The following is a 26252-nucleotide window of genomic DNA, read 5'->3' as shown; positions in this document are numbered from 1 at the left end:
TTCGGTAGTATTGTTGTACCCCTGGTTGCAGACTACCATTTCTCTGTCCAATCTTCGATTTAAGCTCTTGCAGGAGGCTTGGCAGCGCCTTCTACAGCTTAGAATCCCTGAACCGAGATAATGCTGTTTAGAATGCTGTTTTGCAGTTGAGCAGGCGTTACACCATCAACAAAACCGATTAAATCTCCTGAATTTCTTACTTTGACGAGAGTTCCTGAAGTCACGAACGATTGGGGTTGAAATACATTTGATAGCCCTGGCGGGGCAAAAGAAGCGGCAGCTTGCGGAAATTCTAACTGTATTGTAAGGGACACATTTGTCAAGTTTTCCAACACTATATCATTCACAGTCAAACCGTCTGCTAATCCAATTTTATCGAAAGCGGGTCTGAAATTTGCAATGATATCGGCATTATTGACATCTCTAACTCCGGGTTCTGCTTGGAGGACGTACAAGTTGCTCCCCCCGATTTTGATTGAACCATTATCACCCAGACCTGCTAAAATGTCGCGATCCAAACCTCCCACCAGAGTGTCATTTCCGCTACCGCTGACTAAAAAATCATTGCCTTTACCTCCCAATAAAATATCATTTCCAATGTCACCCGTAAGTGCATCTGCATCTTGACCTCCGTTTATAGAGTCGTTTCCCTCCACTCCAATTATTGCGTCTTTCCCTCTTCCCCCAAATAAAGAATCGTTGCCAAAATTCCCTCTGATAATATCTTCCCCTTCATTGCCATAAACCAAATCGCTAGCTGTTGAGCCTATGACTGAATCGTCACCTCCGAGCATCCATACTCCCGAGGGGAAATTAGTTACACCTCCGAATCGGGAATTAGCGAGGGATAACTCAACAGATTCAGATGTATTGTCGCCAACTAAGCGAGGCACTCCTGATGGGTCTCTTTGTAAAGCCATAAAATATTTTGTCCCTAAAATTTCAGATGCCAAGATTATTAAATAAGCCACTCTCAAAATCAATTCATATATTCATAACTTTGAGTTCATAAAAGTCATAACTTTGAGTTCATAAAAGTCATATTTGTGGTACGCTCGACACCAACGAGTGCAGCGAGTTAAGGGGATGGAACAATTTAGGTGTCTGAATCCAGGGGATATTCTGCGCGATCGCTACCGAATTATCGCTAAATTAGGTGAGGGAGGGTTTGCTAAAACCTATACGGCTAACGACGCTTTGGGCAGCCCCGAAAATCCCCTGTGCGTCGTCAAGGAAATTCCGCCTCCTGAATCTAACGATGAGCGGCTGTTGGAGGAAGCACAGCACCAATTTGAAAAAGAAGCTAAAACCCTGAAGTATCTCGATAAGTGTCCGCAGATTCCCAAGTTAATCGATCGCTTTCAAGAACAGGGAAAATTTTACTTAATTCAAGAATACATCGAAGGAAATCCGCTCAACAAAGAACTTGCATCTCTCAGGCAGTTTCAGGAGTCAGAAGTTATTGATTTATTGCAAGATATTTTGTCAGTTTTAAATTGCGTCCACTCTCAAGGTATTATTCACCGCGATCTGAAACCGTCAAACTTAATCCGGCGCCAGCTTGACGGCAAAATTGTGTTAATTGACTTTGGGGCAGTAAAAGCGATCGGCACTTTGGCGATCGAGAACGGTCAAATAACTCAAACTCGCGTCATCGGTACAGACGGTTATATGCCAGCCGAACAGTGGAAAAATCAACCAAGATTTAACAGCGATATCTATGCTGCGGGAATCATCGGCATTCAAGCGATCGCAGGGTTAGATATTGAAGACTTTTTTCATGATAAAAAAACTGGGGAACTCGTCTGGCACTACTCAACTGACGATCGCCCGATGGTACAAATTAGCGACAAGCTGAAAAAAGTTTTAAATAAGATGGTGCGCTACCACTTTAACGATCGCTACCAATCTGTTGCTGAAGTGTTGCAGGATTTGATCTCGCTAACAGCGTTGCACTCACCTGCCCCCCCTTCACAACAACCTCTGCTGCCGAAGCCTAAACGCCAATGGCAAGATACATTGAGAGTCTGCTTGCCGATCGCGATCGCAGGATGCCTCGGGCTAGCAGCATTTTTAATACACAAAATTTTCACACCTCAAACTTGTCCTTTAATCCAGGGAGATGCTGTGAGTTGTGGCGAGGAAATCCTGATAAAAACATCTAGTCCTCGCTTAAAACAACGGGGAATTAATGATTTTTTTACTACCAACTATCAATCAGCATTTAATTTATTTAAACAATCGTGGAACGAAGAAGAACGCAAAGATCCAGAAACTTTAATTTACCTGAATAATGCCCTTTTGAAGGTGAAAAAAGCTGATTATTACACCATTGCAGTTGCCGTTCCCATCAGCAACACCGAAGGAGGTACTGTCAATTCTGATTTGGCTAAAGAAATGCTGCGCGGCATAGCCCACGCCCAAACAGAAGTCAATCTAGGACTTTTTAATTCCGAGCGCAATAACGACTTTCCAGGTCAAGATTTTTTACCAGGTAAAGACATTAATGGCAAGGGTATTAGAGTCATTATCGCTGACGATGCCAATCTGAAAGCAGAGGCACAAGCTAGGGCCTCTTCACTCGTCAAGCAAACCGAGATTTTGGGTGTCGTCGGTCACTATACTAGCAAGATGACTGTGCATACAGTCGATATTTATGACAAAGATCACTTGGTCTTAATTTCGCCTGGGAGTACAACTGAACAATTAACAGAAAAACCTCGGAAGTTTTTCTTTCGCACTGTCCCTATAAATCAAATTACTGCTGAAGCTTTCAAAAAGTATCTGAGTGAAAAGGCAGGTCAGAAAAAAGCGGTGGGTTTCTACTGTCCTGAGATTCAAGCTACTTCTTCATTGTGGGAAGAATTCAGAAAACAGTTTAGACAAGCAGGAGGAAATATTTTTAGCATCACTGAATTCGATTTGTGTAAGAAAAATTTCAATGTTGAACTAGCATTACAAGAAGTCGAACGCAGTGATAAAACAGCGATCGTCTTAACTACGAGTCATGTCCCGGATGCAGTCAAAAATGCAATGGCACTTATTAAAGCCAATGGCGATCGCAATTGGGTAGTGGGAACCGGGGGAATCTATAGCCAGAAAACCTTAGAAACCGCTTCCCAGTTACCGTCTTTTGAGAAACTGGTGACATCATCCTCTTGGCATCCTTTAACTGCTCCCAACCGCACATTTGCCGATAATGCTCGAAAGCTTTGGGGAGGAAACGTCAACCACCGCACTGCTTTAACCTACGATGCAACTCGGACGCTAATTAAAGCAATAGAAATGCAACAGCAACCCAGTCGCGAAGGGATGCAGAAAACTATTGCGAGTCCGAATTTTAGCGCCACAGGAGCAACCGGAAATATTGAGTTTGATGCGAACGGCGATCGCCAAAATTTTCAACCCGAGTTAGTGCATATTGTCAAGTGTGGAAAAGAACAGTTTGGTGTAGCTTTTGTTCCCGTCAAATATCGGACGGCAAAAGCGGCAGGTTTAAAGTGCGATTGAACTCGTTTATGATTGTTTCTGTGCGTTATTCCTAACTTATTTGCCCAATTCTTGAGAACGCAAACAAGCTGCTTTCACTGCTTCGATTAGTGCAGAACGAAAGCCGTTACTCTCTAATTTAGCAATTCCCGCAATAGTTGTGCCGCCGGGACTCGTAACTCGATCTTTCAATTCTGCTGGGTGCATTCCCGTTTCTTGCAATAACTTTGCCGTACCGAATACTGTTTGCAAAGCTAATTGAGAGGCGATCGCCCGTGGCAGCCCAGCACAAACTCCGCCATCTGTCAAGGCTTCAATTAAAACTGCTACATAACCAGGCCCGGAACCGGAAAGCCCTGTCACCGCATCGAGCATACTCTCAGGTACTTCTACCACTTCTCCTACGGCCTGAAAGATGCGCTTTACCAATTCTAAATCAGCCGGTTGAACAAGTTTTCCCGGGGCGATAGCGCTCATTCCCGCTCCTACCGTGGCCGGAGTATTCGGCATCACCCGCAGCACTCCCCGCCCTGGGAACGCGGGTTCTAGCTTGCTCAGTGGCACTCCTGCCAAAATCGACACTACCAGCGCTTCTGGCTGGGAATTAGCCGTTTCTCCATTATTTCCCTGTTTGCGATCGGCCGCCACGGCCAACTCCAAAGCTACCGTATCAAAAACTTGCGGTTTAATCGCCAAAAACAGCACTTCTGTAGCGGCAGCAACTTCTAGATTGCTGGCTGTTGTTCCAATCCCGTAGGTTTCAGTCAAAAATTGGCGACGTTGAAGTTGTGGGTCGCTCACCAAGATTTCTGAAGGCAAATAAACTTTTTGTGCAATTAAGCGGGATAAGAGAGCCTCTCCCATTACCCCGCCTCCGATCGTACCAAATTTTATGTTAGTCATTAGTCAGTTGTCACTTGTCACTTTTGAGTTGTCAGTTGTCAGTTGTCAGTTGTCAGTTGTCATTGGTTACTTAGTTGTTAGCTAATGTTATTAATCCGCAGTGTTTATTCCACAGTTATTAGTTGTTAACTATTGACTACTGACTACTAACTACTGACTACTGACTACTGACTACTCACCACTGTCAACTGACTACTAACTACTGACTACTGAGCGATTGGAGCTTGTTCTGCCGGCCAGACTGTTGGTGCAGGAGCAGCAGGACGAGGGCGTCCTTGAGCAGGAGGAACTTCGTGAACCACACCAGACTGAGTTCTCACCTGCACGCAGCTAGGCGTAAACAAGAAAATACTTTCACCAATTCGCTCTTGATGACCGTCTAGGGCATAAGTACCGCCCGCCACAAAGTCCACAGCTCTTTGCGCTTGGTCTGGGTCCATCACCGTCAGGTTCAAAACCACAGACTTCCGTTCCTTAAGGGCTCGAATTGCTGCCGGCATCTCTTCAAAAGTGCGCGGCTCCATTACTACTACTTCCGAAATCCCGTTCATAGCTCCAGGCATTCCTATCACGTTATTCATTACTGACCCTACTCCGCCGGTTGGTGCAACGACATCCATACCTGTCGATCCTACTACTGACCGCTCCCGCATTCTACGATTTTGACGACGTTCTTCTTCTGCTGCTGCGACGGCAGCGGGGTTCGGTTCAGGCGCTTGGTAGAAGTTCTGATAGCGCTCCCCTTCCGTTTCGTCGTAAACGTCATCGTACTCAGGCTCATTGTTGATGCCTACAAAATCTCGCAGTTTAGAAAAAATATTCATGATTCACGCTCCTTCACGACTTGGCTGCCCCGACTATACTCGCGTTGCGCGTTAGTCGCGGGCGGCTGACTACTCTATATTTAACCTAAATTGTCTTTATTAGAAGATTTCAATTATTTATCCCCTCCTAGAGCCAAATAAGGTTTGTCCTAGCCGTACCATAGTAGCACCTGCTTGAATTGCCAAATGATAATCCCCCGACATCCCCATCGATAGCTGCTGCATTTGAATGCAGGGCAAATTTTGCTGCTGGATTTTCTGTGCAAGTTCGTGAGTGCTGTTAAATAATTCTAGGATTTGCGAGTCATCTAATCCCAGCGGAGGAATTGTCATCAAACCTTGAATTTTGATATGCTGACATTTGCTGAGTTCTGGAAGGTCGGCCAGCAGTTCTGGAACGCTCCAGCCGTATTTGTCCGGGTCGGGCAACATTTTGACTTGCAGGCAGACTTGGGGAGAGCAGGACATTTCCCCCGCCAAGCGCGAAAGTCGCTGAGCGAGTTTTAAATTGTCGAGAGAGTGAATCCACTGGAAATGCTCTAAGGCCTTGGCGGCTTTGTTGGCTTGCAAGTGGCCGATCAAGTGCCAGTTGATATCCGGCAAATCTTGCAGTTGAGTTTGTTTTTCGGCAGTCTCTTGAACCTTACTCTCGCCAAAATCCCGGATACCGGCGTCGTATGCTTCGCGGATAGCATCAGTCGGTACCTGTTTGGTAACGGCAATTAACCGAACTGATTCGGGCAAGTGTTGGCGAATGCTGTTAATTCGAGAGGCTATGGTCATGGGTACTCAACGCTGGGAACTGGAGGGAATGAAAATTAAGACAGTTACCAATTACCAAATTACTGATTTTCGTTATTGAAACGTGCGCTGGTGAATGGTCTGCAATTGGTCGTACTCTTGATATTGACCGCTGCGACGCAGGGTTCGCAGGCGAATTTCGACCATGAGGCGAGCGTCGGATCGGCTGATTGGTTCAAATCTCAGCCCGCCAGGGCCGTTTGTCACCAAAAAAAACAGGCGCTGGGCGTATAGGGTGGTAAATAATTCTTGGCTGTCTTCAACCTGGGATACCCTGAAGAGGAGGCCAAAGTTTGGATGATTCAGGTAAGTTTCGGTAGTCATTCACGCTCACAATCGATCAATTTTAGATTAAAGATTTAGATTTTAGATTTTAGTTTCACTCGATCGCCCGACGGCGTTGTTTGACGGGGGGCTACAAAGGGCGATCGCCGTAGCCGTGCAATAGTCTCCGTCGTGGCTGAGGCTCAATTGCCACTGGCAATTTCCCCAAACAGAGGCTTGTGCTGCTGCGGTTCCGTGCAGTTGCACATTGGGAGCACCGTTTTCGGAGCGCCGAATTTCCACATCTGCATACCGTATTCCCCGCCATCCCGTGCCTAGAGCTTTGACAACGGCTTCTTTTGCTGCCCAGCGCCCCGCTAGTTGGTTGCAGGAAACTCGATTCATTTTACCTTTAATGCTGCTGTGTTGAGAATTTAGTTGCCCGCAATCCCTTTGTTCGGCGGGCGTGTAAACTTTTTCGAGGAAGCGATCGCCAAACCGGTCTAATGCGGCTTGTATGCGCGGAACATATACGATATCTGTCCCAAGATAGATGTTCAAGGTCTTGGTTCTCTAAATATTTGTCTCCATTACTTTAGCAGGACTGTCGCGTACCAGACAAAACTTACTCAAATGTCGGCTCGTCCTCCAAACCCCGCTCGAATCCAGGGCTGTTTCATTCTCTTGTAGGGCCAATCCCTCGTGAAGAGCCCCGATATCTGAAACTCGAATCAGTCCTTCCCAATTCTTCAATCTCAAATCTAATCAATCAATCAATCAATCAATCAATCTCAAATCTCAAATCTCAAATCTCAACTGTCCCAACCCCAAACGAAGCGGGCGCTCCAGAGGACGATCAAGCATCCGAGGGCGATCCAATCTCGGATTTTCAATTGCAATTGGTGCCATTCTACACGGTGTCGATCGGGACTGGTGAAGCCGCGAACTTTCATCGCGCTGGCTATTTGTTCAGCTCGCAGGAGTAAGTTTTCTAACAGCCGCTCCGCTATCATCAACCACACTTGAGCGGCGCTGCGAAATCCGAGTTTTTTCCAGTTTATCGCTCGGGTTCTGACCGATCGCACTAAATTTTGTATTTCTTCCAATACTAGGGGAATGAACCGCAAAGATAAAGTTAATGTTAAGGCTATTTCGGTAACAGGCCAGTTCAAGCGGCGCAGAGGCTGCATTAAGTTTTCAATCGCTGCGGTAATTTCTTCGCTGGCTGTGGTGAGAAGGTAGAGGTTGGTGCTGTAAATTACTGTGAAAAATAGGGTGCTGACGTTGATAGCTAAATCTAGGGATTTGCGGGTGATTTTAATCGGGCCTTGTTTGAATACAACGTAACGGTAGTTTGTGGGTTGGGGGAGTTGATTTGGGCTTTGGGCTTTGGGATTATTGGGGATTGGGGAGTTTGAGCCTAAGTTAAAAGATTGGTACCAGCGTTTGGGCTTTTGAGGGGCCCGAAGGGTTGCCGGCTGTTGGGAAAAGGTTAATTCGTCGGCGGGGATGCGGGGCTGGTGTTCTGCGGGGAGTCCGTCGGGGGCGATCGCGCTGAGGCAAAATACTAATAGGCAGAATAGCAGCAGCATTCCCATTTGCTGTTTCCACACGCGCAAGGGAATTGCTGCTGTTAGTGTCAGTAAGATTAACATTCCTACTAGCATCAACCGCCAGATGGGATTGGCGAGTATTGGTGCAATCAGAAATGTCATCAACCAAGCTAATTTTACGCGGGAGTCTAGCCTGTGAAGCCAGGTTACTGGTTGTTCTAGGTAAAGTCCTATGGGGAGCGATCGAAGTAAGTCCATCTGGGGATTTTAGATTTTAGATTTTAGATTGTCGATTATTAATAATACTAATTTATTGAACCGCGAAGACGCGAAGGACGCCAAGAAGGAAGAGAAGGAAGAGAATAGAAAAAAACGCAATTTGCTTTGGTCGTTAAATTGCGTTTTTTATTGAATCTAAAATCGAAAATTACTTGACGCGCAGTGCTCTGTTTGTTGTGCTCATTTCTGTGGCACGAACTTTTTTGCCTCTCCAAAGTAGCCGCATTGGTGTACCGGTAAAGCCTAGATGTTTGCGGAATTGGCTTTCCATGTAGCGGCGGTAATTTTCGGTGAAGCGTTTGGGATCATTGACAAATAGGGCGATTGTCGGTGGCTGCGATCGCACTTGAGTACCGTAATAGATTTTGCCTTGTTTTCCTTGGCGGGTAACTGGGGCTGAGTGCCAGGTTGTGGCTTCTTCTATGACTTCGTTAATCACGGCGGTAGGGACGCGGCGTTTGTGTTCGTCTGAGGCTTTGTCTACTAATTCAATGATTTTTTCAACTCGCTGTCCACTCATGGCGCTAACAAAAATCATTTCGGCCCAGTCGAGGAAATAAAGTCGGGTTCTTACTTCTCTTTCGTACTCGTAGATGGTGTCGGAGTCTTTTTCTACTGCGTCCCATTTGTTGACGACTATGATGCAGGCGCGACCTTCTTCGCTGATACGATCGGCTAATTTTTGGTCTTGATCGGTAACGCCGTCTATTGCGTCAATTACTAACAGTATTACGTTGGCGCGGCGGATGGCTTTGAAAGCGCGGTTGATCCCGAAAAATTCTGCGCCGTATTCGACGTTTTTCTTTTTACGAATTCCGGCTGTGTCGATCAGGCGGTAGGTTTTACCGTTGCGTTCTACTAAGGTGTCGATCGCGTCGCGGGTTGTGCCGGAAATCGGGCTGACTATGGCGCGGTTTTCTCCGAGAAATGCGTTTAACAAACTCGATTTGCCGACGTTGGGACGACCGATAATTGCTACTTTAATTTCCTCAACTTCTGGTAATACTTCTGTGGGAAGGTAAGTAATTAATTTGTCAAGCAATTCGCCGGTGCCGTTGCCGTGAATGCCGGAAATTGGGTAAGGTTCTCCCAGTCCCAATTGCCAAAAGTCGGCGGCTTGGGTAAGGCCTGTATTTTCCGATTCGCATTTGTTGACGGCGAGAATGACTGGGACTTTTTGCAGTCGCAGCCAAGATGCGATCGATTCGTCGCCGCCGGTGAGCCCCGTTTGTCCGTCTACTACGAAAATGGCTGCGCTGGCTTCTGCCAGGGCTGCCATTGCTTGTTCGCGAATTAAAGGCAGAAATTCTGTCTCGTCGTCGAATACTAGCCCGCCGGTGTCTACGACTTGATATTCTCGATCGCCCCAGTATGCTGGTCTGTAAGTGCGATCGCGCGTGATTCCTGGTTCATCGTGGACGATCGCGTCTTGGGTGTTGGCTAAACGGTTGACGATCGTCGATTTGCCTACATTGGGGCGTCCAATAATAGCAACTATAGGTAGAGACATAAAAGTAGCAGCAATGAGGCTGCGCCGTAATTTTGAGGTTTAGCCTTTTATTGTAAGCGAAACTGGCCCAGATTGTATGCGATCGGGCTGCATCGTGTATTATGCGCCCTCCGTGGCTGTGCTGCCCGCGCCGCGAACTCATGGCGACCTCTGGAAACGAGATAAAGTACGATCGGACTGTTAACCTGGATTACCAGAGCTTGGTAACGATAAATGCTTCCTCCACATTCTCTAAAAATTGCTAAATGGAACGACTTATTTCTGTATTCGGGTTAGCTGTTTTTGTCGGTTTGTCCTACGCCTTTTCAGTCGATCGGCGCGCTGTCAAGTGGCCGCCCGTATTGTGGGGAATTGCTTTACAGCTAATTTTTGCTATTTTGATTCTCAAAACTGCTCCGGGTTTGGCTGTCTTTAAATTTTTGGGAGATGTGGTGACGCAGTTTCTCAATTTTTCTGATGCGGGGGCAAAGTTTATATTTGGAGACAATTTTGCCGAACACTTTATCGCTTTTAAAGTGCTGCCGACTATCATTTTTTTCTCTTCGTTTATCACCCTACTTTATCACTACGGCATTTTGCAGCGAGTTGTGCAAGCAGTGGCATGGTTGATGATTAAAACCATGAAAACTTCTGGCGCCGAAACCCTTTCTTGTGCTGCGAATATCTTTATTGGGCAAACGGAAGCTCCATTGTTAATTAAACCTTATTTGCCGGCGATGACGCTCTCGGAACTCCATGCTGTCATGACGGGAGGATTTGCCACAATTGCCGGCGGAGTCATGGCAGCTTATATTTCTTTTGGAGTATCGGCTCAACATCTAATTGCGGCGTCGGTGATGTCTGCACCAGCAGCTTTGGCTATTTCTAAATTGCTTTACCCAGAAACTGAAAAGTCGCTGACTGCTGGGGAGGTGGAGGTGAAGGTGGAAAAGGTTTATGTTAATGCGGTGGATGCGGCGGCTTCGGGTGCTAGCGATGGGTTGAAATTGGCGGCGAATGTGGCCGCTATGCTGATTGCTTTTTTGGGTTTGTTGGCTTTTTTTAATGCGCTTTTGGGGTGGTTTGGAGCGCTAATTAGTTTGCCTCAGTTGTCGCTAGAATTAATTTTAGCTTATTTGATGGCTCCGGTTGCTTGGCTGATGGGGGTGCCTTGGGCTGATTGTGCAGAGGTGGGGATTGTTTTGGGAAAAAAAACGATTTTGAATGAGTTTGTTGCTTATTTAGATTTGATGGAATTGGTGAAACAACAGGCGATTTCTGAACGCTCGCAAATTATCTCGACTTATGCTTTGTGCGGGTTTTCTAACATTGGTTCGATCGGGATTCAGATTGGGGGAATTGGCGCGATGGCTCCGCAGCGGCAAGGCGATTTGGCGAGGTTGGGCGTGAGGGCGATGATTGCTGGCTCTTTGGCTTGTTTTATGACTGCTTGTATCGCGGGGATGCTGATTTGAAAGTTTTGAGTTTTTAGTTAAGCTTTGCGGTGCTTATGGTGCACCCTATATTAACTCCAGTAAATGTTATTAAATAAAAGTTAAAAAAACCACAAAATTATTTGATGAGTGGTATTGCTTTGATGATTGGCGAGGCAAGACATGGAATTTTAGCGATCGGCTATTATTGAAAATAAGCAGGAGTTTAGTTTTTGACGAAAGCTTAAAACAGCAGCTTAAAAATGGAAACTAAATTTCCCTGAAAGCTCAACACATTAGGTGGTAATATGGCTGTTCTGCAACTAGAAGACGGTAGAACATATACGGATATCCGGGCGATCGCCAGTCAACTGGCCGTTTTAAATATTGAGATCGATTCCCTGCCCCAAAACAAAAATCCGGCGTTTCAAGAACTGCTCGTTCAAGACATTCTCAATGTTACAGAAAAACAGCAGATTCTCGCAGCCTTTAATAGCGAGTTTGAACAGTTCAAGCGCGCCAGCGGATATCGGTGGTGCGACTTAAAAGTGCTGCATCCAGGTTCGCAGCAGATTTACGCGCTGATGACTCAAAGCGATCGCACTCATACCCACACAGATGCAGAAGTTCTTCACATTTTAGCTGGGGAATGCGTTTTTGGGTTTGTGTATTCTAACGGCTCTCAGGTACAATTAATGCTGCAAGCTGAAGAATACATTAAAGTGCCCGCTAATACCGAACATTGGTTTTATCTCACTCCGTCGCTGTACTTGAAAGCCTTGCAGTATTACACCACTGCTCAAGGCTGGGTTCCTCAGTATACTAACAGGAAACTAAAAATTAAAAATTAAGAGCCAGAAGAAGAGGGGAAATTTGTAGAGGAGGAAGAAGAAGATGAAACAGAATTGGGTGACTTACTATCAAGCGGTGGAAGGTCGCCCGCCGCATGAAACTTTGCTGAAAGCCTTGTCAATTTTTGACACGGAACCGTTGCTCGATCGTCCTCTATTCGCTGTAGATTTAGGCTGTGGCGATGGACGAGATACGGTGGAACTCCTGCGTCGAGGCTGGCGGGTTTTAGCGATTGACAGGGAACAAAATGCCTTCGATCGCCTGCTGGATCGTCCGATTCAACGCGATCTGCTGCAAACTCAATTGATGCGTTTTGAAACCTTAACTTTGCCTCAATCGATCGATCTAATCAATGCCAGTTTTTGCCTTCCTTTTTGTCAGCCCGCCGATTTCCCCCATCTTTGGGAAACGATCGTGACATCGCTAAATCCCGGAGGATATTTCTGCGGTCAATTGTTTGGCGATCGCGACTCATGGGCTGTTTATCCCGATCGCACTCATCATACTCGCGAACAAATTCAAGTGCTGCTAAAGTCCTTTGAGATTGAGTGGTTTGACGAAGAAGAACATCCTGGAGTAACGGCGCTAGGCGAGGAAAAACACTGGCATATTTTTCACATTGTTGCTCGTAAGAGAGATTAATATATATAGTGCCGACTGCTTAAAGAAGTCGGCACTCTCTGGAAGTCGGAGTTCTGGAAAAGTTGCAGCTCGTTTTTACTGAATTTTTCGGAATTTACCGTTAACTTAGCTTCCTAATGGCTAAGCAATGAAAAATAAATAAGGTGACTAATAGAGCAATAGTTTACCTTGGATCAAGGCTTCTGGGGTTTAATTGTGCAAGTTATTGATTTTTCCTTCCTTAGTCTCGAACCTTTCTAATTTTTTAAATGCTTTCTCATTCAGCGGGTGCGGCCATTTCAATTTCTTCGCAACGCTGCAAAAGCGCTTCTATTTCCTGAGCTAAAAAAATTACTTCCGGCCAAGAAGAACCGTTAATTAAATCTTGAGCGTGAGCTAATTTGTTTCTCAATGCTTCTGCTGACTTTAAAAAACGCTCCCCGTAGCGTTTGGATTTGAGCCCCAGCCGATCGACTATTTCAGCAGAAGTCAGGATTAAATCTCGCTTGTCGCAGAATTGCAGGTAATCGATTAAGTCAATTGCTTCATTTCGCGATCGCCCCAATTCCCAAAGGTGTTTTGCGGCTAAGATGCGATCGCCCTTAAGGAATTTTTGCCAAGAATCCTGGGGAAAGTAAATCCGCACGATCCGCAATAAATTCATTTCCAGAAGCGTCACCAATCCAAACAGCAGCATCCGCACCGGTGCTTTTTGCAAATCGCCGCAGGTAACGATACCGTTGATCCTGTTGCTTTCTAATACAAATAATCTCGGTTTTTCTCGCAGCAGCGGCAGCAATTCCATCAAAGGAGTCGAAGCGGCGATTAATTGTGAGGGGTGAAAAATTTGCTGGTAGTCACTGCACTTGCCTTTACCTAAGTGCGATCGTTCTACATAGCCGCAAACCGTGCCCTTTTCTTCAATACCGAGCACGTCAAAATCGCGGGCTTCCATCCACGATCGCAATTGGGCGGCATCTTCGCAAGCTGGGACAGATTTCAACGGTTCCGCGAGGTATTTAACTGTAATGCTGTCTTTGAATAAATCCCGCAAGTCGGCGGAACTTGATTTTAAATGTTTCATCTCATGTCTGGTAATTTCATGGATCGTTGCGCGACAAGAGGACAATTAATATTGTAACTGCAACTAGAGACGCGGCATTACCGTGGGAAACATCTCAGTTTTGTAACAAGTATTTTTTACGAGTGGCAGGGGGACGATCGCACACGGATAGTAAAAGCAAAACTGAGATGCTCGCTTAGCGTGTCTCTCCAAATTTCATGATATTACTTACTGGCTAACTCCGGGCAATAATGGTTGGCGGCAAGAGTGGTAATAATATCGGCATCCGCAAGAAAACTTTCTTTGAGACTTGGATTTTCGATACTGACAGCTTGCCCGATCGCTCTTAATTTAACTTCCGGCAGAGAAAGTCCCGATTTTGCTTCGGCACACATTCTTTTAGCGGCCGCAATTTTTTGACCGGGCGCCCTTTGGATTGCTTGCAATAAATTGTCCGTGGCTTCGGGAGAGTAGCTTTTTGCTAAGCGTTTGTAGTCTTCGAGAAATTTCCCATCGTTTCCTGTCAGCTTAATGTCGGATTCTTGAGGCGAACACAACAAATTTAAGTTAATTACTTCTCCCGCTGAATTAACAATAAAACATCCTTCGCGTTCTTGGGCGATCGCGCTTTGGTTGTTGGGTACAAATTGTATAATAACGGCGGACATAACAGCAGTTAAACGCGAGTAATTTAGCATGGTAATTACGTGATATACTTGGGATTTTTAACCGCCTAATGCGGAGCAATATGGCGTTCTTGAGTTAGAACGTGTCGGCTAAATTAACCGACGAAATACTTGGAAAAGCTAGTTTCACCAACACTCTCTAATTTCTACTAAAAATCGGCATACATAAACCAGCCCCGACTAACCGACAAGAAATCATTGCAGGAAAATCAACCGACATAATATCAGACGAACATTTCGTTGTCTAGCGAAGTTTTCATTAACAGCAAACATCCCCCTCGTGTGAGGGGGGAATGTGTGGAACCGGGAACCGATCGAATGTAGTCGCCGTGATGGCAAATTTCCCCTTCTACAATTAAGTCTCCTTCTAATACAAACACTTCCTCCGAGGCAGCGTGTCGGTGCAGGGGAAATGTTGCTCCCGGTTCTAGTCGCATCAAGCAGGTAATTTCGCGCTTTTTTTTGTCAATATAAAGCTTGCCAAACGAGACTCCCGAAACTCCATAAGATTTCCATTTGACATCGTGCGATCGCACTATTAAAGATGGAGTATTGTTCTCTGTTGGGGAAGTAACAATTGGCTTTAAATTCACTGATTCTACCGGGGTTGGCGGCAGTTCTGCTATGCGCTGGAACAGGCGGTTTTTGAGGTCGGGGGCGACGGGCACTGGGGGGGCTGTGTAGGCGATCGCGGCAATTGCCGCTTCAAAAGCTGCTAATTCACTTGTCAGTTCTGCGGACTCTTTCAATTTCTCTGCAAATGCGCCGCGTTCTGACTCGTCGAGGGTATCGAGAGCTTGAAGGGCTGCAAGGATTTTATACTCCTCGTCTGGCATCATTTCCATCTGTTTTCCGCCATTAATTGTAATTCAGCCTAAGTTGATTTTAAATTTGAGATTGGTTCGCTGCCCTCGCACTCAAGATAGATGATGGGAAATGGTATAATTTTAGATTGTTAAAAAACAAAATTTAAGTTTTTTAACAGTCTAAAAGAATTGTTCGCTTAAAGCTTGACGCAATTTGGAAATACCCAATCGAATTCTGGTTTTGATTGTACCTGTCGGGATACCAGTTTTAGCTGCGATCGCCGTGCAAGTCAGCCCTTGGTAGTAGGCGAGTTCGATCGCCTCTTGCTGTTCCTTTGGCAATTTTTCTAAGGCTGCTTTGACTTGTTCCCTGCGTTCTTTAAACATTGCATCTTCCATCGGTTCTGCAACGCTAGAGATGGGTACTTTAGCATCTTCCAGACAAGCTTCAGCCGCCCGGACTGTTCGCTGGATCGCTCGCAGGCGATCGAGCGAACGACTGCGCGTAAGCATGAACAACCAGGTATCTGCTCGACTGCGAGAAGGATCGTAAGTTGCTGCTTTTTGCCAAATTTGGGAAAAAACATCGAGTACAACTTCTTCAGCTTCTTCTACCGAACCCAGAATTTTGTAAGCGAGAGCGTAACTTGGGCGACCGTAGCGATCGTAAAGTTTAGCTAATGCCGTTTGGTCTTTCTGGGCAATCTGCACTAAAAGCAGCGATTCATCGCCTAACTTCTGGCCTGTCATTTCAGTGTACCCAAAATTTTTGTTTTGACGGCACAGATCCAAAATTAAAATTTCGGCGTATATCACTACAGAACATAATTGTAAGTTTGAAGCCTGAGGTACAACCTGGAGTATGCTTTTCCGGGCTAATTTTTTCGTGCTTTGAATTTTTAAAATCCCAAGTTATCTTGAATTTTACCACCTGATTAGTAATTTTTTTGCCACTTAACAATCCGCTTTATGCACAACGAAGAAATGCCCTGAGCCTGAACAGTCAAAACCGCGCCATTAACTCGTTCCTAAGCTCTGTCTGCTCGCTCCCAAGCAGAGCATGGAAACCCATAGAAGCGAGGCTCTGTCTCCAGTAGAGCGAGGGAGGCTCTGTCTCGGATCGGGCATTCCCAAGCATAGTCCGGGAACGAGTAAATCCTCAATAACACACTTTTTTACATAAATTAGTCGGGCAGCACAGATCCAAAATTGCCAAACCTTCGTATACCACCAGTAGGAGAAGGCTAAGCAACAGCGCAAAAGCCCGACAGGTTGACAGATTTCAACCTGTTGCTACAAAAGTAAAACCTGCGAATGCGGGTTATTTACCACTGATTTGTGGAAAAATCTCATTGAAATAAAGGTGCTAACTGTGAAGCTCACAAAAAAAATTCGCCGAACCATACTAGCTATTGAAGTAGCTCTAATTGCTCTATTAACTCCAGGGATAATTGTCGCTTCTGACCACGACGACGGCGAAGTAGATATCAAAGGTCGCGCTGTAAATTTAACTGACCTGTACGTATATCGCGAAAAAGACCAAAACTCCGGTGCTGCGGACGGGGATTTAGTATTTACCATGAATTCAAATCCCAGGTCTGTAGCCCGTTATCAATATTATTTCAGCACTACAGCCCTCTACCAATTTCACATCACCCAGGTAGGTGACGTGAATTCTACACCTACTGGACGTTCGGATATTATCTTGCGGTTTGCCTTCAGTCCGCCTAACAATCAAGGTATGCAAGCGGTAGCTGTAACTGTTGTTCGCGGTGGCTCGGAGACTGTTGCTAAGACTACAGTTAACGGCGGGCTAATTGCCACAACTCCGCTGAATTCTAATGCTGTTTTGAATACAGTACCTGTGGGCGGTTCTAACTTGACTGTATTTGCGGGTTTACGCGAAGACCCGTTTTTCTTTGATGTGGAACAATTTTTCCGAGTTCGCGCTGCAGCTTTGGGAACAGGGCCGCGCACTGCTTTTAAACAACCGAATCAAGCGGTGGACTTTACTAAAGGTTACAACGTCAATACAATTGCTGTGCGCGTTCCAAAAGCTTTCTTGCAAGCAGGAACTGGGGCGAATACTTTTGATGTTTGGTCAACAGTTTCGATCCGGGATGGAGCTGGCGGTTTCAAACAATTCGAGCGTTTGGCGAGACCTGCAATTAATGAGGGTTTGATAGTTTCTCCCGCTTATCTGGAGGCATTTAATAATATTTCTCCGAGATTGGATTTGAGCGCTGCTGCTGCTCCGGTGCGACAGGAAGCTGTTGCTACTTTGAATGCTGTGGATCTTTTGGACGGTCGGGATAATGTCGATCCAAATGCGATCGCCGGAGCTTTCTTGCCCGATGTCATGCGGATCGATACCACAAAAACCAGCGGCTACGCTAGCGCTACAAATGCTCAAGGAAGCTTGATCGGAGGTCGTATGCTGATGGACGACGTTATTGATATCACTCTGGGAGCTTTGGTGGGTTCTCCGGTTGGCGATAACGTTTCATATAACGGAACTCCGGGAAATCCGGCTCAGGGACACAAACCTTTAGAACCGAGTTTTCCTTATTTGGCTTTGCCTAATTAGTGATTAGTCATTAGTAATCTGTCATTAGTTATTGTTTATTGACTAATGACAGAGGTAAAATCCTTTTTTTAACCGCAGATGAACGCTGATTAACGCGGATGTATGAAAAGTAAAACTAAACAGGAAATAAAATCGGATATTTTCTCGTGGTGGCTGCTGGTAGCGGTTCCTTTATTTGGGATGGTAGTAGTAAATTTATCTCCTAATTGGCGTTTGCTTTCAGAAAATTTTTCTAACAAAAGCCCCAAAAATCTCGATACTAATTACCGCTATCATTTTTCAGAAAGTTTGAGAAATAATCCCAATCAAAAGGAAGCAATTCAGCAAGAGATTGCTTTTTACCAGCAGCGGTTGGCAGTTGATTCCCGCAGCGGTTTGAACCGGGCGGCACTGGCGGGATCTTATTTAAAAATGGCTCGCGCTACTGGGGAGGGAGGTTGGTTTTTATTGGCAGAACAAGCGGCCCAAAGGTCGATCGCCGATTTGCCTTTTGACAACCAAGGTGCGCTGTTAGTTTTAGCTCGAATTGCCGAGGCGAGACACGATTTTGCTACTGCTTTGCGCTTTGCTAAACAGGTGGGTTTTGACAATGAAGAGGCGATCGCCCTTTTAGTTACATCTCACTTAGCGATGGGTAAAGTGAGCGAGGCAAATGCAGCCGCAGAAGCCTTAGTTAACCGCATTCCTAACTTGGGTTCTTTCACTTTGAGAGCTTTAGTGAGAGAGTCTCAGGGCAGAGATGCTGAGGTTGTGCGGGATTACCGCCAAGCAATGGCGGCGGAGGAACCGGGAGAAGTTGCTGGTTCGGCACGGGCCCGATCGCTCTTGGGTCGATTTTACGCGCGTCGCGGGCAGTTTGTGCAGGCGAAAGCGCTGTTTTTGGAGGCGCTGCGGTTGGTGCCGCGATACCCGCTGGCGCTGATTTATTTGGCGGATTTGGAGACGCGGCAGGGCAATTATCGCGAGGCGGAAGGCTATTACAGCAAGGTTTCTGCCTATTCTGGCGGGGTTGCGACTGTGTTCGATCGCATTGTCGATCGCGGTATGGCGAGGGTGAAGGATTTGCAGGGAGATGCGATCGAATCCCGGCGACTTCGCGACAAAGCAGAAGCGGGGCTGCGACAGGAACAGGTTTCTGGATCTACTGGTTTTGGCCACCGACGCGATTTGGCAAGTTTGCTGCTGGAAAAAGGTCGATCGCAGGATGTCACCGAAGCGCTGGCGTTAATGCAGGAGGAGGTGAAAATTCGGCGGGATGCTGTAACTTTGGATACTTTGGCTTGGGCGCTTTCCGCCGCTGGGGAATGGCAAAAAGCTGATCGAGTGATGGCCGAAATAGTGCGATCGGGGATTCGGGATGCGGGGATGTTTTACCGGGCTGGTGCGATCGCCCGGACTTTAGGTAAGGATGCTGAATCTCGCGCTTTGTTTCAAAAGTCCAAGGAAATTGACCCGAGTTTTGACGATCGATCCCGCCAAGCATTGGGTTTGGGAAGTTATGAATTTTGAGATTAGCTAATAGCAGCCATTCGGCCAAGTTCGCCATTCCGTCAATCCGCCAGGGGTTTCAACCCCTGGCTCAAAGCTTAAGTCCTCTTGCATAGGACTGAAATGCACAATTGTTAAATTTGATTAGCTATTCAGTCGGTTTTAATTGACTTTCGCTATGAGACGGGGATTTCAATCCCCGGCGGGCTTGCGGGTAAGCGCGCTGGAAAAATCACAACAAAAACAAATAATTCATCCGAATATCACTAAAAAAACCGGGATTTATGCAGTACAAAATGAACCGAGTTTCCCAATTATTTATCCTATTTTTCCTCACACTTTCATTGTTATTAACAACCTCAACCAGACCCGTTTACTCGCACTGGTCAGACTTATCCGTAGCAGAAATAGTAGTCAACGATTTGCAAACCGAAATAACATTAACTTTCCCAACCGGCTTAACAAACTTCGCCGACGACAATCGAGACAGCCAGTTACAACCTGCTGAAGTTCGCAGCCACCAAACACAGCTAGAAAAGTTTTTTAGCCAACAAATCCGCCTCACCAAAAGTAGCAACATTCAAGCCTCCGTAGCAGTAAAACCGCTAGAAATAGCAGCTAAAAGCGCCAGTGTTATCCAGCAGCCCAATACCCACAGCACCTTAATTTTAGACTACACCTGGCCCGCACCTTCTCAAGATACAACCCCCGGTTTACCTGACTCAATTTCCATCTCCAAACCAGAGAAATTGCGGATTAATTACAATCTGTTTTTGCCCGAAGTTCCGACAGCTAGCTGCCAAGCTACGATTGTACAAGCGGGTGCTGTAAAAAGCTTTGTGTTTACGCCGCAAAACCGCGACTTTTTGTTAGCAGGAAAGGAATCTATCTGGGATTCCGGTTGGAGTTTACTGCTAGCAGTAGCGGGAGCATTTGCTTGGGGATGCGTGCACGCGATGTCGCCCGGACACGGAAAAACCATAGTCGGCGCTTATTTAGTTGGTTCGCGCGCTACACCGGTACACGCTTTATTTCTAGCAGCGACCACTACAATTACTCACACTGCCGGCGTGTTTGCTGTGGGCGGAATTACTTTGTTTGCTTCTAACTTGATCGACGCGGAAAAATTAGATCCTTGGCTGAGTTTAATCTCTGGTTTATTAGTAGCTTTAATCGGGTTCAACTTACTATTATCAAAAATTAAGACTAGGTTGGTAGTGAGGACTGAAGTTATCAAAAAAATCAAAACTAAAATTTTTAATAAAAACTGGTTTTTAAGGAGTAAAGCCCTTACTGCGGAATGTGAAGAACCAGTAAATCTTTTGAGTAGGGGAAGTTGGGAGCGAGAATTCAAGCCTGTAAAACCCGATATATCTCACCACTACCACCATCACGGAGACGGCCGCCTTCACTCGCATTTGCCTCCCGGTGCTGACGGTTCTGCTATTACTTGGAAAAGCTTATTAGCGTTGGGAATTTCTGGCGGTTTGTTGCCTTGTCCTTCCGCTTTGGTGATGCTGTTGAGCGCGTCGGCTTTGGACAATGTTGGTTTGGGAATGACGCTAGTGGTAGCGTTTAGTTTGGGATTGGCTTTAGTGCTGAGTGCGATCGGATTAATCTTAGTTTATGCCAAACGAAATTTTGATAAACTGCCAAAACAGATAACAGCAGTTAAATTTCTGCCGGCGATTAGTGCGATGTTTGTAACGTTTTTGGGGTTGGGAATTACCGGACAGGCGATGTTGAAAATATTTGCTGCAAATCAGTGGGTAATTGGCAATGGATAAGCATAAAATTAGGACTCTCCCTCCTAACTGCAAACTTACGAATAAGTCTGATTGTAGATACCCGATTTCTGGAAGAAGCCGGGTATCTGGCTATCCTGTTTTTTAGCCGTTGCTCACTTATCAGGCCGCACTATGTTTATTAATAATTTGGGCTAAATCCGGTACTCCCTTTTCTACGTAAGTCTTAGCGGAGGGGCGGAGTTTGGCATAGGCGCCTTTAACCATCCCTCTTGTGCTTTTCTCGACCCTTTTGTCACTTATCTGGAGCAATTCGTCTGCTACTTCACCTTTTCTTTGAGCAAAATATTCGACTGGGTTGCCATTGTTTACGGCTTCAGTCCACATCGGATCGAGTGCGATCGAGATTTCTGGTAGAAGTTGATCGACGACTTGGGCGCAATAGTCAGCCCGTATCCCCTTGACAGTAGAGTAGGCAGCTTTCAGAGCCATACCACCCAATCCTGACGCTGCAGCAACTTGTTGGTCTATCAACTTTACACAGTCATCAACAAAAGTTTCTCTGTGGTTTTCATTCAAGAGAATATCACTAAGTCCCATTTTCACTTTCCTTGATTTAATAGTCAATGTGCTTATTAGCTTTAAGCTCAATCTGACATCATATATCTATTTTGACCCTTTACTCAAGGTTTCCCAAGTTTTTTAAGGTTTGAATGTGTCTGTGACACAACCTAATGTTGAGATTTGTTTAGTATGTTATGGGAATTAATGTTCTATCTGCTACTAATTATTTGCCTAGGGTTTGTAGTAAGGGCTTTAGTCCTTATTAGGTGATATTAATGAGGACTAAAGCCCTGACTACAAACTGATGAGTTGTGAACAGTCACATAAAAAAGAGAACAGCTTGAAAAAAATATTATAAAGGCTCTGCCTAAGTCCGATCGCACTTGCACGTATGAGCTGGCACGTATCATTAGGATTGGACATTCGGCTTGATGCCCGCAGGTACTGCAACGATGGGAAGTTTCACGGTTTGAGCCGGACGCTCGCTCGATTGCAATACCAAATTTTTCGGTAATTTCGCGGAAGTGCTTAGTCCGGGAAATATGTGAAGCGATAAAGTTAAGCCGGCCGCTAATAATAATTTTTCTAACATGGCATTGTCTCCCATACATACGCCCTAGGGCATAATTCCTCTTACACCTACAACATATAAACATCCTCAGTCGCTTGGTGCGATCGCACGGGCATAGTTAAGTGACATCTATCACCACTGAGAAGGGGGTGATGGGGATAGGGGGTGTGGGGATGGGGGGTGATGGGCAGTAGGGAAGTGGGGGAGAGTGGGAAATCTTTCATCGCACTTCTACCGCCAGCATCCGTTGAACGTGTTAAATTCCTTACATCGGTTCGTTGCCGAACTTCGCTACAAATCAAGAATTGTCCTAGAGAAAGAAGCCGTTGAGTCTCTCTCAAAGGTAGAATTAGCGCGTAGAAGTTATTTGACACAGCGGAGGTACCGACAAGATGCTTGCATACATTCTGGCGTTGGCGGTCGGTCTAGGCAGCTTCAGTATTTACATGGCGGCCTTCTTTTTTCCAGAAGTGCACCGCAAAAGTGATTTTACCTGGAGCGGGGTAGGACTTTTTTATGCGTTAATTTTATGGGCTTGTGCGGGACGAATTACTGGTGCTCTCCTGCTTGGTCAAATGGCGGGCGTGGCGATGTTGGGCTGGTTTGCCTGGGAAACTCTGACTTTGCGCCGGCAGGTGACACCCGTTGCTGAGCAAACGCCGATTCCTCAGTCGGTCATTTTGCCGGGGGCTGCAGGTGGACTGTTGGCGGGCTTGTTTCCCAAGAAACAAGAACCTGCAGCGAAAAAACCTAAGTTTGTTCGATCGCCCAAACCGAAAACTGATGCAGTTCCAGCACCCACTCTAGATAAGGGCGAGGTAAAGCTAGAGGGACAGCCGGCGATTCCCCCCATAGCTGAAAGTATTGCTGAAAGTGCGATCGACGAGGCAACGGCAGAAAGTGCGATCGCCCCTGACTTGAAAATTCCCGACTCGAAACCACCTGCAATTGCAGAAATACCAGTGTTTTCAGTCGAAACTCCTGCTGCTGAGACTTCACAACCCCTAACAGAATCAGCAGCCAGCAGCTTCACTCCTCCACCTCTACCTCTAGAAATTTCAGAAATAGCCGTTGCACCAAGTGTGGAGCCAGCAGAGGCTCAGCCAGAACCTCCACAGCAGCCAGAAGCAGATGATTTTGACGAGGAAACAGAATGGAGGACAGCCGTTAAAGAGTCGCAGGCGGCAGCTGCAGCGGCGGCGGCCCCAACTCCTCCTACTCCTTCTAAACCAGCTAAAAAATCCGGCGGTTTCGGAAGTCTGTTCGGCAATTTCAAAAATAGTCTCGGCGGTATGTTAGGACTCGGTGCGGGTAAAAACAAGTCTGATGCAACTCCCCAGACGCCAAAACCTTCAGCGACTCCAGAATCGATCGCACCTGAATCTAAAGTAACGGCAACTCCTGCACCGGGTATCGACCAAATTCTCGAATCCGAATTAGCCCAGGCGGCTGCGGAAGTGGCAGCCGAAAGCAGCAACACTGTTGTGGAAACAAGCCAAGGAGTGCCGTTTCCCAACGATGTTGAAGCAATGGCCTTTTTGATGGCCACAGAAACCGCGAGTTCTGACAAAATAGGGGAAACTCCGATCGAAGATCGATCGTCCGCTGAAATCCAGACTCCGCTGGCTGCGGTTGGTGAACCGGAAGCAGCAGCAGGCGTACTAGAAGCAGAAGCCCCTGCTGTATCTCTGGAAACCCAGACACCGCTGGCTGCGGTTGGTGAACCGGAAGCAGCAGCAGGCGTACCCGAAGCAGAAGCCCCAGCAGCATCTATAGAAATGACTGTGGTGGAAATGACAGAGCCTGTAGAGATAGAAGTACCGGGAGAACCTGGGTTGAGCGTGCAGGTGGAAACGGTTTCAGTATCAGTGATTTCGATCGAATCCACAGATAAAAAACCATCTTCTGAGGGAGAACAACCGGAATTGATTCCCCCGAATCCCCCCCCTCCTGATCTAGTAGAAGCTGCTCAAGCGGCCGATGAATCCAAGTCTGAGAATGTATCCGGCGAAGATAAGCCGTTATCTTGAGGCAAAAAGCAAAAGGTAGAAACCAGAATTTTTTTTGATTCTGCCTTCTGCCTTCTTACTTTTTACTTCTTACTTTTTTCTTCTGCCCTCTTCCTTCACGCTTGACTTCAGTCCTCAACATCGATCGGTTAAATCCGTTATATCCGTTATATCGTTTCCGGTTGCATCGGAATAATAAAATCGAGTCAACAGTTAACACTCAACCATTTAGTTTTTAGGCTCCGAGTCAACAGTTAACACTCAACAATCAACAATCACGGACGGTGGAACGGGAATAGATATTAAATCCCTTACACTGCGCGTTGCCGAACTTCCTTCTCCCTTAATATTATGAAAGCAATTATGGTCGTGGGAACAACATCTCACGCAGGGAAATCTTTACTCGTGGCAGCTTTGTGTCGAATCTTTTCTCGGCGAGGCTGGCGGGTAACTCCGTTTAAAGGTCAGAATATGGCACTGAATTCCTATGTCACAGCGGCCGGCGGAGAGATTGGTTACGCTCAAGCAGTGCAAGCTTGGGCTGCGGGCGTCGCACCTTGGGTAGAAATGAATCCGATTTTGCTCAAGCCACAAGGAGACATGACTTCTCAATTAATTGTCAAGGGCCGCGCGATCGCCAATGTGCGAGCATCTCAATATTACGAGCAGTATTTCGATCTCGGCTGGCAAGCTATTCGGGAATCTTTAGAATTTCTCGGCCAAGAATTTGACATGATTGTGTGTGAGGGAGCCGGTAGCCCTGCTGAGATTAATCTCAAACACCGCGATTTAACAAATATGCGGGTAGCTAAATATTTAAAGGCTCGAACTTTGCTAGTAGTTGATATCGATCGCGGCGGTGCTTTTGCTCACATTATCGGTACTTTGGAATTGCTCGATCCCGACGAACGAGCTTTAATTAAAGGATTCATTATTAATAAGTTCCGAGGACAAAAATCGATCTTAGATCCGGGGCTGACTTGGCTAGAAGAAAGGACGGGAATCCCGGTAGTTGGGGTGATTCCTTGGATAGACGAAGTGTTTCCCTCAGAAGATTCTCTCGATTTGCTCGATCGGCGTTCTCCCAATTCTCAAACCGACATCAATATTTCGGTCATCCGCCTGCCCCGAATTTCCAATTTTACCGACTTTGACCCGTTAGAGTCGGAAACTAGCGTCAGCGTCAAATATGTCAGCCCAAAAGACCAGTTAGGCCATCCAGACGCCGTGATTTTACCAGGCTCTAAAACTACAATTTCCGATTTGCAGGTGCTGCGCCAAACAGGTATGGCAAAAGCTATTCAAAATTATTTAGTAGCTGGCGGTACAGTCATGGGAGTTTGTGGCGGCTTTCAGATGCTGGGACAAAGTATCACGGATAAAGAAGGCGTTGAGGGAGAAAAGGGAGAATTTCCAGGATTGGGGTTGCTGCCTTTGAAAACTGCGATGGCACCGAACAAAATTGCCCGCCAACGCATCGTAACATCTAACTATCCTCAACCGGGTTTGCCCGTTTCCGGTTACGAAATTCATCAAGGAAAAACGCAAATCCTAGAGTCAGATTTGACTCAAGCGCTATTTGACGATGCTAGTTTGGGCATTGTCAATACTTCTCAATCAATTTGGGGTACATACCTGCACGGCATCTTTGACAACGGAGCTTGGCGGCGAGCTTGGTTAAATCACTTGCGGCAGCAGCGGGGACTCCGCGCCTTGCCTACAGGTATTCCTAATTACCGAGAACACCGAGAAACTCTGTTAGACTCTCTAGCAGATACCGTGGAAAAGCATTTAGATATCAAGCATATTTTAGGTTAATTAGTTAAGAGTTGACTGTTGACTGTTGACAGTTAACAGTTAACAGTTAACAGTTGATTATTGTTTATTAGAGTTGAGGTTCAAATTTAATGACAAAAGTTTGTTTTTTACCTGATAACGTGACAGTTGAAGCTGAACCGGGAGAGCTTTTATTAGATGTAGCCAAACGTGCAGGGGTTTCTATTCCTACTGGCTGCCTCATGGGTTCTTGTCACGCTTGCGAAGTAGAGATTGATGGCGGAGATACGATTTGTGCTTGTATTTCCGGCATTCCTTCGGGGAAAAAGCAAGTGACAATTAATCTGTATGTTGACCCGACTTGGTAATTTGTTACAGCACTTCCGGATGTTATGAGGTACAGTAGCAGCAATTAGCAAACCAGTTTTTGAGATGTTTGGGATTCATTA

25 protein-coding genes are annotated in these 26252 nt (G+C 46.1%); 10 read left to right on the top strand and 15 right to left on the bottom strand.

The annotated features are described in order from the left end of the window. Window positions 1–98: 98 nt before the first annotated feature. A complete protein-coding gene (locus tag QUA57_RS01860) occupies window positions 99–920 on the bottom strand; it encodes a calcium-binding protein (RefSeq protein ID WP_333059111.1) in 822 nt (273 codons plus the stop codon). Between the two features lie 166 nt (window positions 921–1086). Between QUA57_RS01860 and QUA57_RS01855 the strand changes: the two genes are divergently transcribed. Continuing rightward, the gene (locus QUA57_RS01855; RefSeq protein WP_333250918.1) at window positions 1087–3510 is read left to right on the top strand and encodes a protein kinase domain-containing protein; all 2424 of its coding nucleotides are present in this window, start codon (window positions 1087–1089) and stop codon (window positions 3508–3510) included. 36 nt (window positions 3511–3546) lie between these two features. Here QUA57_RS01855 and proC read toward each other — a convergent pair whose 3' ends face one another. From proC to der, 7 genes are all read right to left on the bottom strand, one after another. Further along, window positions 3547–4392, bottom strand: coding sequence for a pyrroline-5-carboxylate reductase (proC, locus tag QUA57_RS01850; RefSeq protein ID WP_333059109.1), 846 nt, complete (start codon window positions 4390–4392; stop codon window positions 3547–3549). Window positions 4393–4598: 206 nt separating this feature from the next. Then, window positions 4599–5216, bottom strand: a complete 618-nt coding sequence (locus QUA57_RS01845; protein ID WP_006634207.1) for a cell division protein SepF — start codon at window positions 5214–5216, stop codon at window positions 4599–4601. 117 nt (window positions 5217–5333) lie between these two features. Further along, window positions 5334–5999 (bottom strand): YggS family pyridoxal phosphate-dependent enzyme, encoded by a 666-nt coding sequence (locus tag QUA57_RS01840; protein ID WP_333059108.1) that lies wholly within the window; start codon window positions 5997–5999, stop codon window positions 5334–5336. A 72-nt stretch (window positions 6000–6071) separates the two neighbouring features. Next, the gene (gene pipX, locus QUA57_RS01835; RefSeq protein WP_006634205.1) at window positions 6072–6341 is read right to left on the bottom strand and encodes a transcriptional coactivator PipX; all 270 of its coding nucleotides are present in this window, start codon (window positions 6339–6341) and stop codon (window positions 6072–6074) included. Between the two features lie 42 nt (window positions 6342–6383). Beyond that, complete coding sequence (gene acpS, locus QUA57_RS01830; protein WP_333059107.1) at window positions 6384–6842, bottom strand: holo-ACP synthase; 459 nt, start codon at window positions 6840–6842, stop codon at window positions 6384–6386. A 251-nt stretch (window positions 6843–7093) separates the two neighbouring features. Next, window positions 7094–8092, bottom strand: coding sequence for an energy-coupling factor transporter transmembrane protein EcfT (locus QUA57_RS01825; RefSeq protein WP_333059105.1), 999 nt, complete (start codon window positions 8090–8092; stop codon window positions 7094–7096). Window positions 8093–8261: 169 nt separating this feature from the next. Continuing rightward, complete coding sequence (gene der / locus QUA57_RS01820) at window positions 8262–9623, bottom strand: ribosome biogenesis GTPase Der (RefSeq protein ID WP_333059104.1); 1362 nt, start codon at window positions 9621–9623, stop codon at window positions 8262–8264. Between the two features lie 245 nt (window positions 9624–9868). Between der and QUA57_RS01815 the strand changes: the two genes are divergently transcribed. The 3 genes from QUA57_RS01815 (at window position 9869) to QUA57_RS01805 (ending at window position 12529) form a co-directional block, all read left to right on the top strand. Beyond that, window positions 9869–11077 carry a NupC/NupG family nucleoside CNT transporter gene (locus tag QUA57_RS01815; protein ID WP_333059103.1) on the top strand — a complete coding sequence of 403 codons (1209 nt, stop codon included), beginning with the start codon at window positions 9869–9871 and terminating at the stop codon, window positions 11075–11077. Between the two features lie 266 nt (window positions 11078–11343). After that, window positions 11344–11886, top strand: a complete 543-nt coding sequence (locus QUA57_RS01810; protein WP_333059101.1) for an acireductone dioxygenase — start codon at window positions 11344–11346, stop codon at window positions 11884–11886. A 43-nt stretch (window positions 11887–11929) separates the two neighbouring features. Then, window positions 11930–12529, top strand: coding sequence for a class I SAM-dependent methyltransferase (locus QUA57_RS01805; protein WP_333059100.1), 600 nt, complete (start codon window positions 11930–11932; stop codon window positions 12527–12529). 256 nt (window positions 12530–12785) lie between these two features. Here the strand turns inward: QUA57_RS01805 and QUA57_RS01800 are convergent, their stop codons facing one another. From QUA57_RS01800 to QUA57_RS01785, 4 genes are all read right to left on the bottom strand, one after another. Next, window positions 12786–13592, bottom strand: coding sequence for a hypothetical protein (locus tag QUA57_RS01800; protein ID WP_333059099.1), 807 nt, complete (start codon window positions 13590–13592; stop codon window positions 12786–12788). A 203-nt stretch (window positions 13593–13795) separates the two neighbouring features. Next, entirely contained in the window at window positions 13796–14269 is a 474-nt protein-coding gene (locus QUA57_RS01795) for a DUF732 domain-containing protein (protein WP_333059097.1), read from the bottom strand. 212 nt (window positions 14270–14481) lie between these two features. Beyond that, window positions 14482–15102, bottom strand: coding sequence for a cupin domain-containing protein (locus tag QUA57_RS01790; protein WP_333059096.1), 621 nt, complete (start codon window positions 15100–15102; stop codon window positions 14482–14484). 141 nt (window positions 15103–15243) lie between these two features. Continuing rightward, complete coding sequence (locus tag QUA57_RS01785) at window positions 15244–15813, bottom strand: sigma-70 family RNA polymerase sigma factor (RefSeq protein WP_333059095.1); 570 nt, start codon at window positions 15811–15813, stop codon at window positions 15244–15246. A 622-nt stretch (window positions 15814–16435) separates the two neighbouring features. Here QUA57_RS01785 and QUA57_RS01780 point away from each other — a divergent pair. The 3 genes from QUA57_RS01780 to QUA57_RS01770 all read left to right on the top strand — a co-directional run bounded on the left by QUA57_RS01780 (window position 16436) and on the right by QUA57_RS01770 (window position 20925). Then, window positions 16436–17650, top strand: a complete 1215-nt coding sequence (locus QUA57_RS01780; RefSeq protein ID WP_333059094.1) for a DUF4331 domain-containing protein — start codon at window positions 16436–16438, stop codon at window positions 17648–17650. 102 nt (window positions 17651–17752) lie between these two features. Next, window positions 17753–19159: a hypothetical protein gene (locus tag QUA57_RS01775; RefSeq protein WP_333059092.1), complete on the top strand. Its 1407-nt coding sequence runs from the start codon at window positions 17753–17755 to the stop codon at window positions 19157–19159. A gap of 263 nt (window positions 19160–19422) precedes the next feature. Beyond that, entirely contained in the window at window positions 19423–20925 is a 1503-nt protein-coding gene (locus tag QUA57_RS01770) for a HoxN/HupN/NixA family nickel/cobalt transporter (protein WP_333059090.1), read from the top strand. A 120-nt stretch (window positions 20926–21045) separates the two neighbouring features. Here the strand turns inward: QUA57_RS01770 and QUA57_RS01765 are convergent, their stop codons facing one another. The 3 genes from QUA57_RS01765 to QUA57_RS01755 form a co-directional block, all read right to left on the bottom strand. After that, entirely contained in the window at window positions 21046–21483 is a 438-nt protein-coding gene (locus QUA57_RS01765) for a DUF6918 family protein (protein WP_333040283.1), read from the bottom strand. A 373-nt stretch (window positions 21484–21856) separates the two neighbouring features. Next, window positions 21857–22039 (bottom strand): hypothetical protein, encoded by a 183-nt coding sequence (locus tag QUA57_RS01760; RefSeq protein ID WP_333059089.1) that lies wholly within the window; start codon window positions 22037–22039, stop codon window positions 21857–21859. Between the two features lie 47 nt (window positions 22040–22086). Next, window positions 22087–22392, bottom strand: a complete 306-nt coding sequence (locus tag QUA57_RS01755) for a hypothetical protein (RefSeq protein ID WP_333059088.1) — start codon at window positions 22390–22392, stop codon at window positions 22087–22089. Between the two features lie 18 nt (window positions 22393–22410). Between QUA57_RS01755 and QUA57_RS01750 the strand changes: the two genes are divergently transcribed. From QUA57_RS01750 to QUA57_RS01740, 3 genes are all read left to right on the top strand, one after another. Further along, window positions 22411–24048 (top strand): Ycf66 family protein, encoded by a 1638-nt coding sequence (locus tag QUA57_RS01750; RefSeq protein ID WP_333059087.1) that lies wholly within the window; start codon window positions 22411–22413, stop codon window positions 24046–24048. 330 nt (window positions 24049–24378) lie between these two features. Continuing rightward, window positions 24379–25845 (top strand): cobyric acid synthase CobQ, encoded by a 1467-nt coding sequence (gene cobQ / locus QUA57_RS01745; protein WP_333059086.1) that lies wholly within the window; start codon window positions 24379–24381, stop codon window positions 25843–25845. 89 nt (window positions 25846–25934) lie between these two features. After that, window positions 25935–26171 (top strand): 2Fe-2S iron-sulfur cluster-binding protein, encoded by a 237-nt coding sequence (locus QUA57_RS01740; protein WP_006634188.1) that lies wholly within the window; start codon window positions 25935–25937, stop codon window positions 26169–26171. Window positions 26172–26252 lie beyond the last annotated feature (81 nt).

Origin of the sequence: Microcoleus sp. Pol7_B2 (assembly GCF_036701035.1) — a bacterium.
Classification (GTDB): domain Bacteria; phylum Cyanobacteriota; class Cyanobacteriia; order Cyanobacteriales; family Microcoleaceae; genus Microcoleus.
The sequence above is the reverse complement of the archived record's forward strand: the minus strand, read 5'-3'. Positions and strand labels throughout refer to the sequence as shown.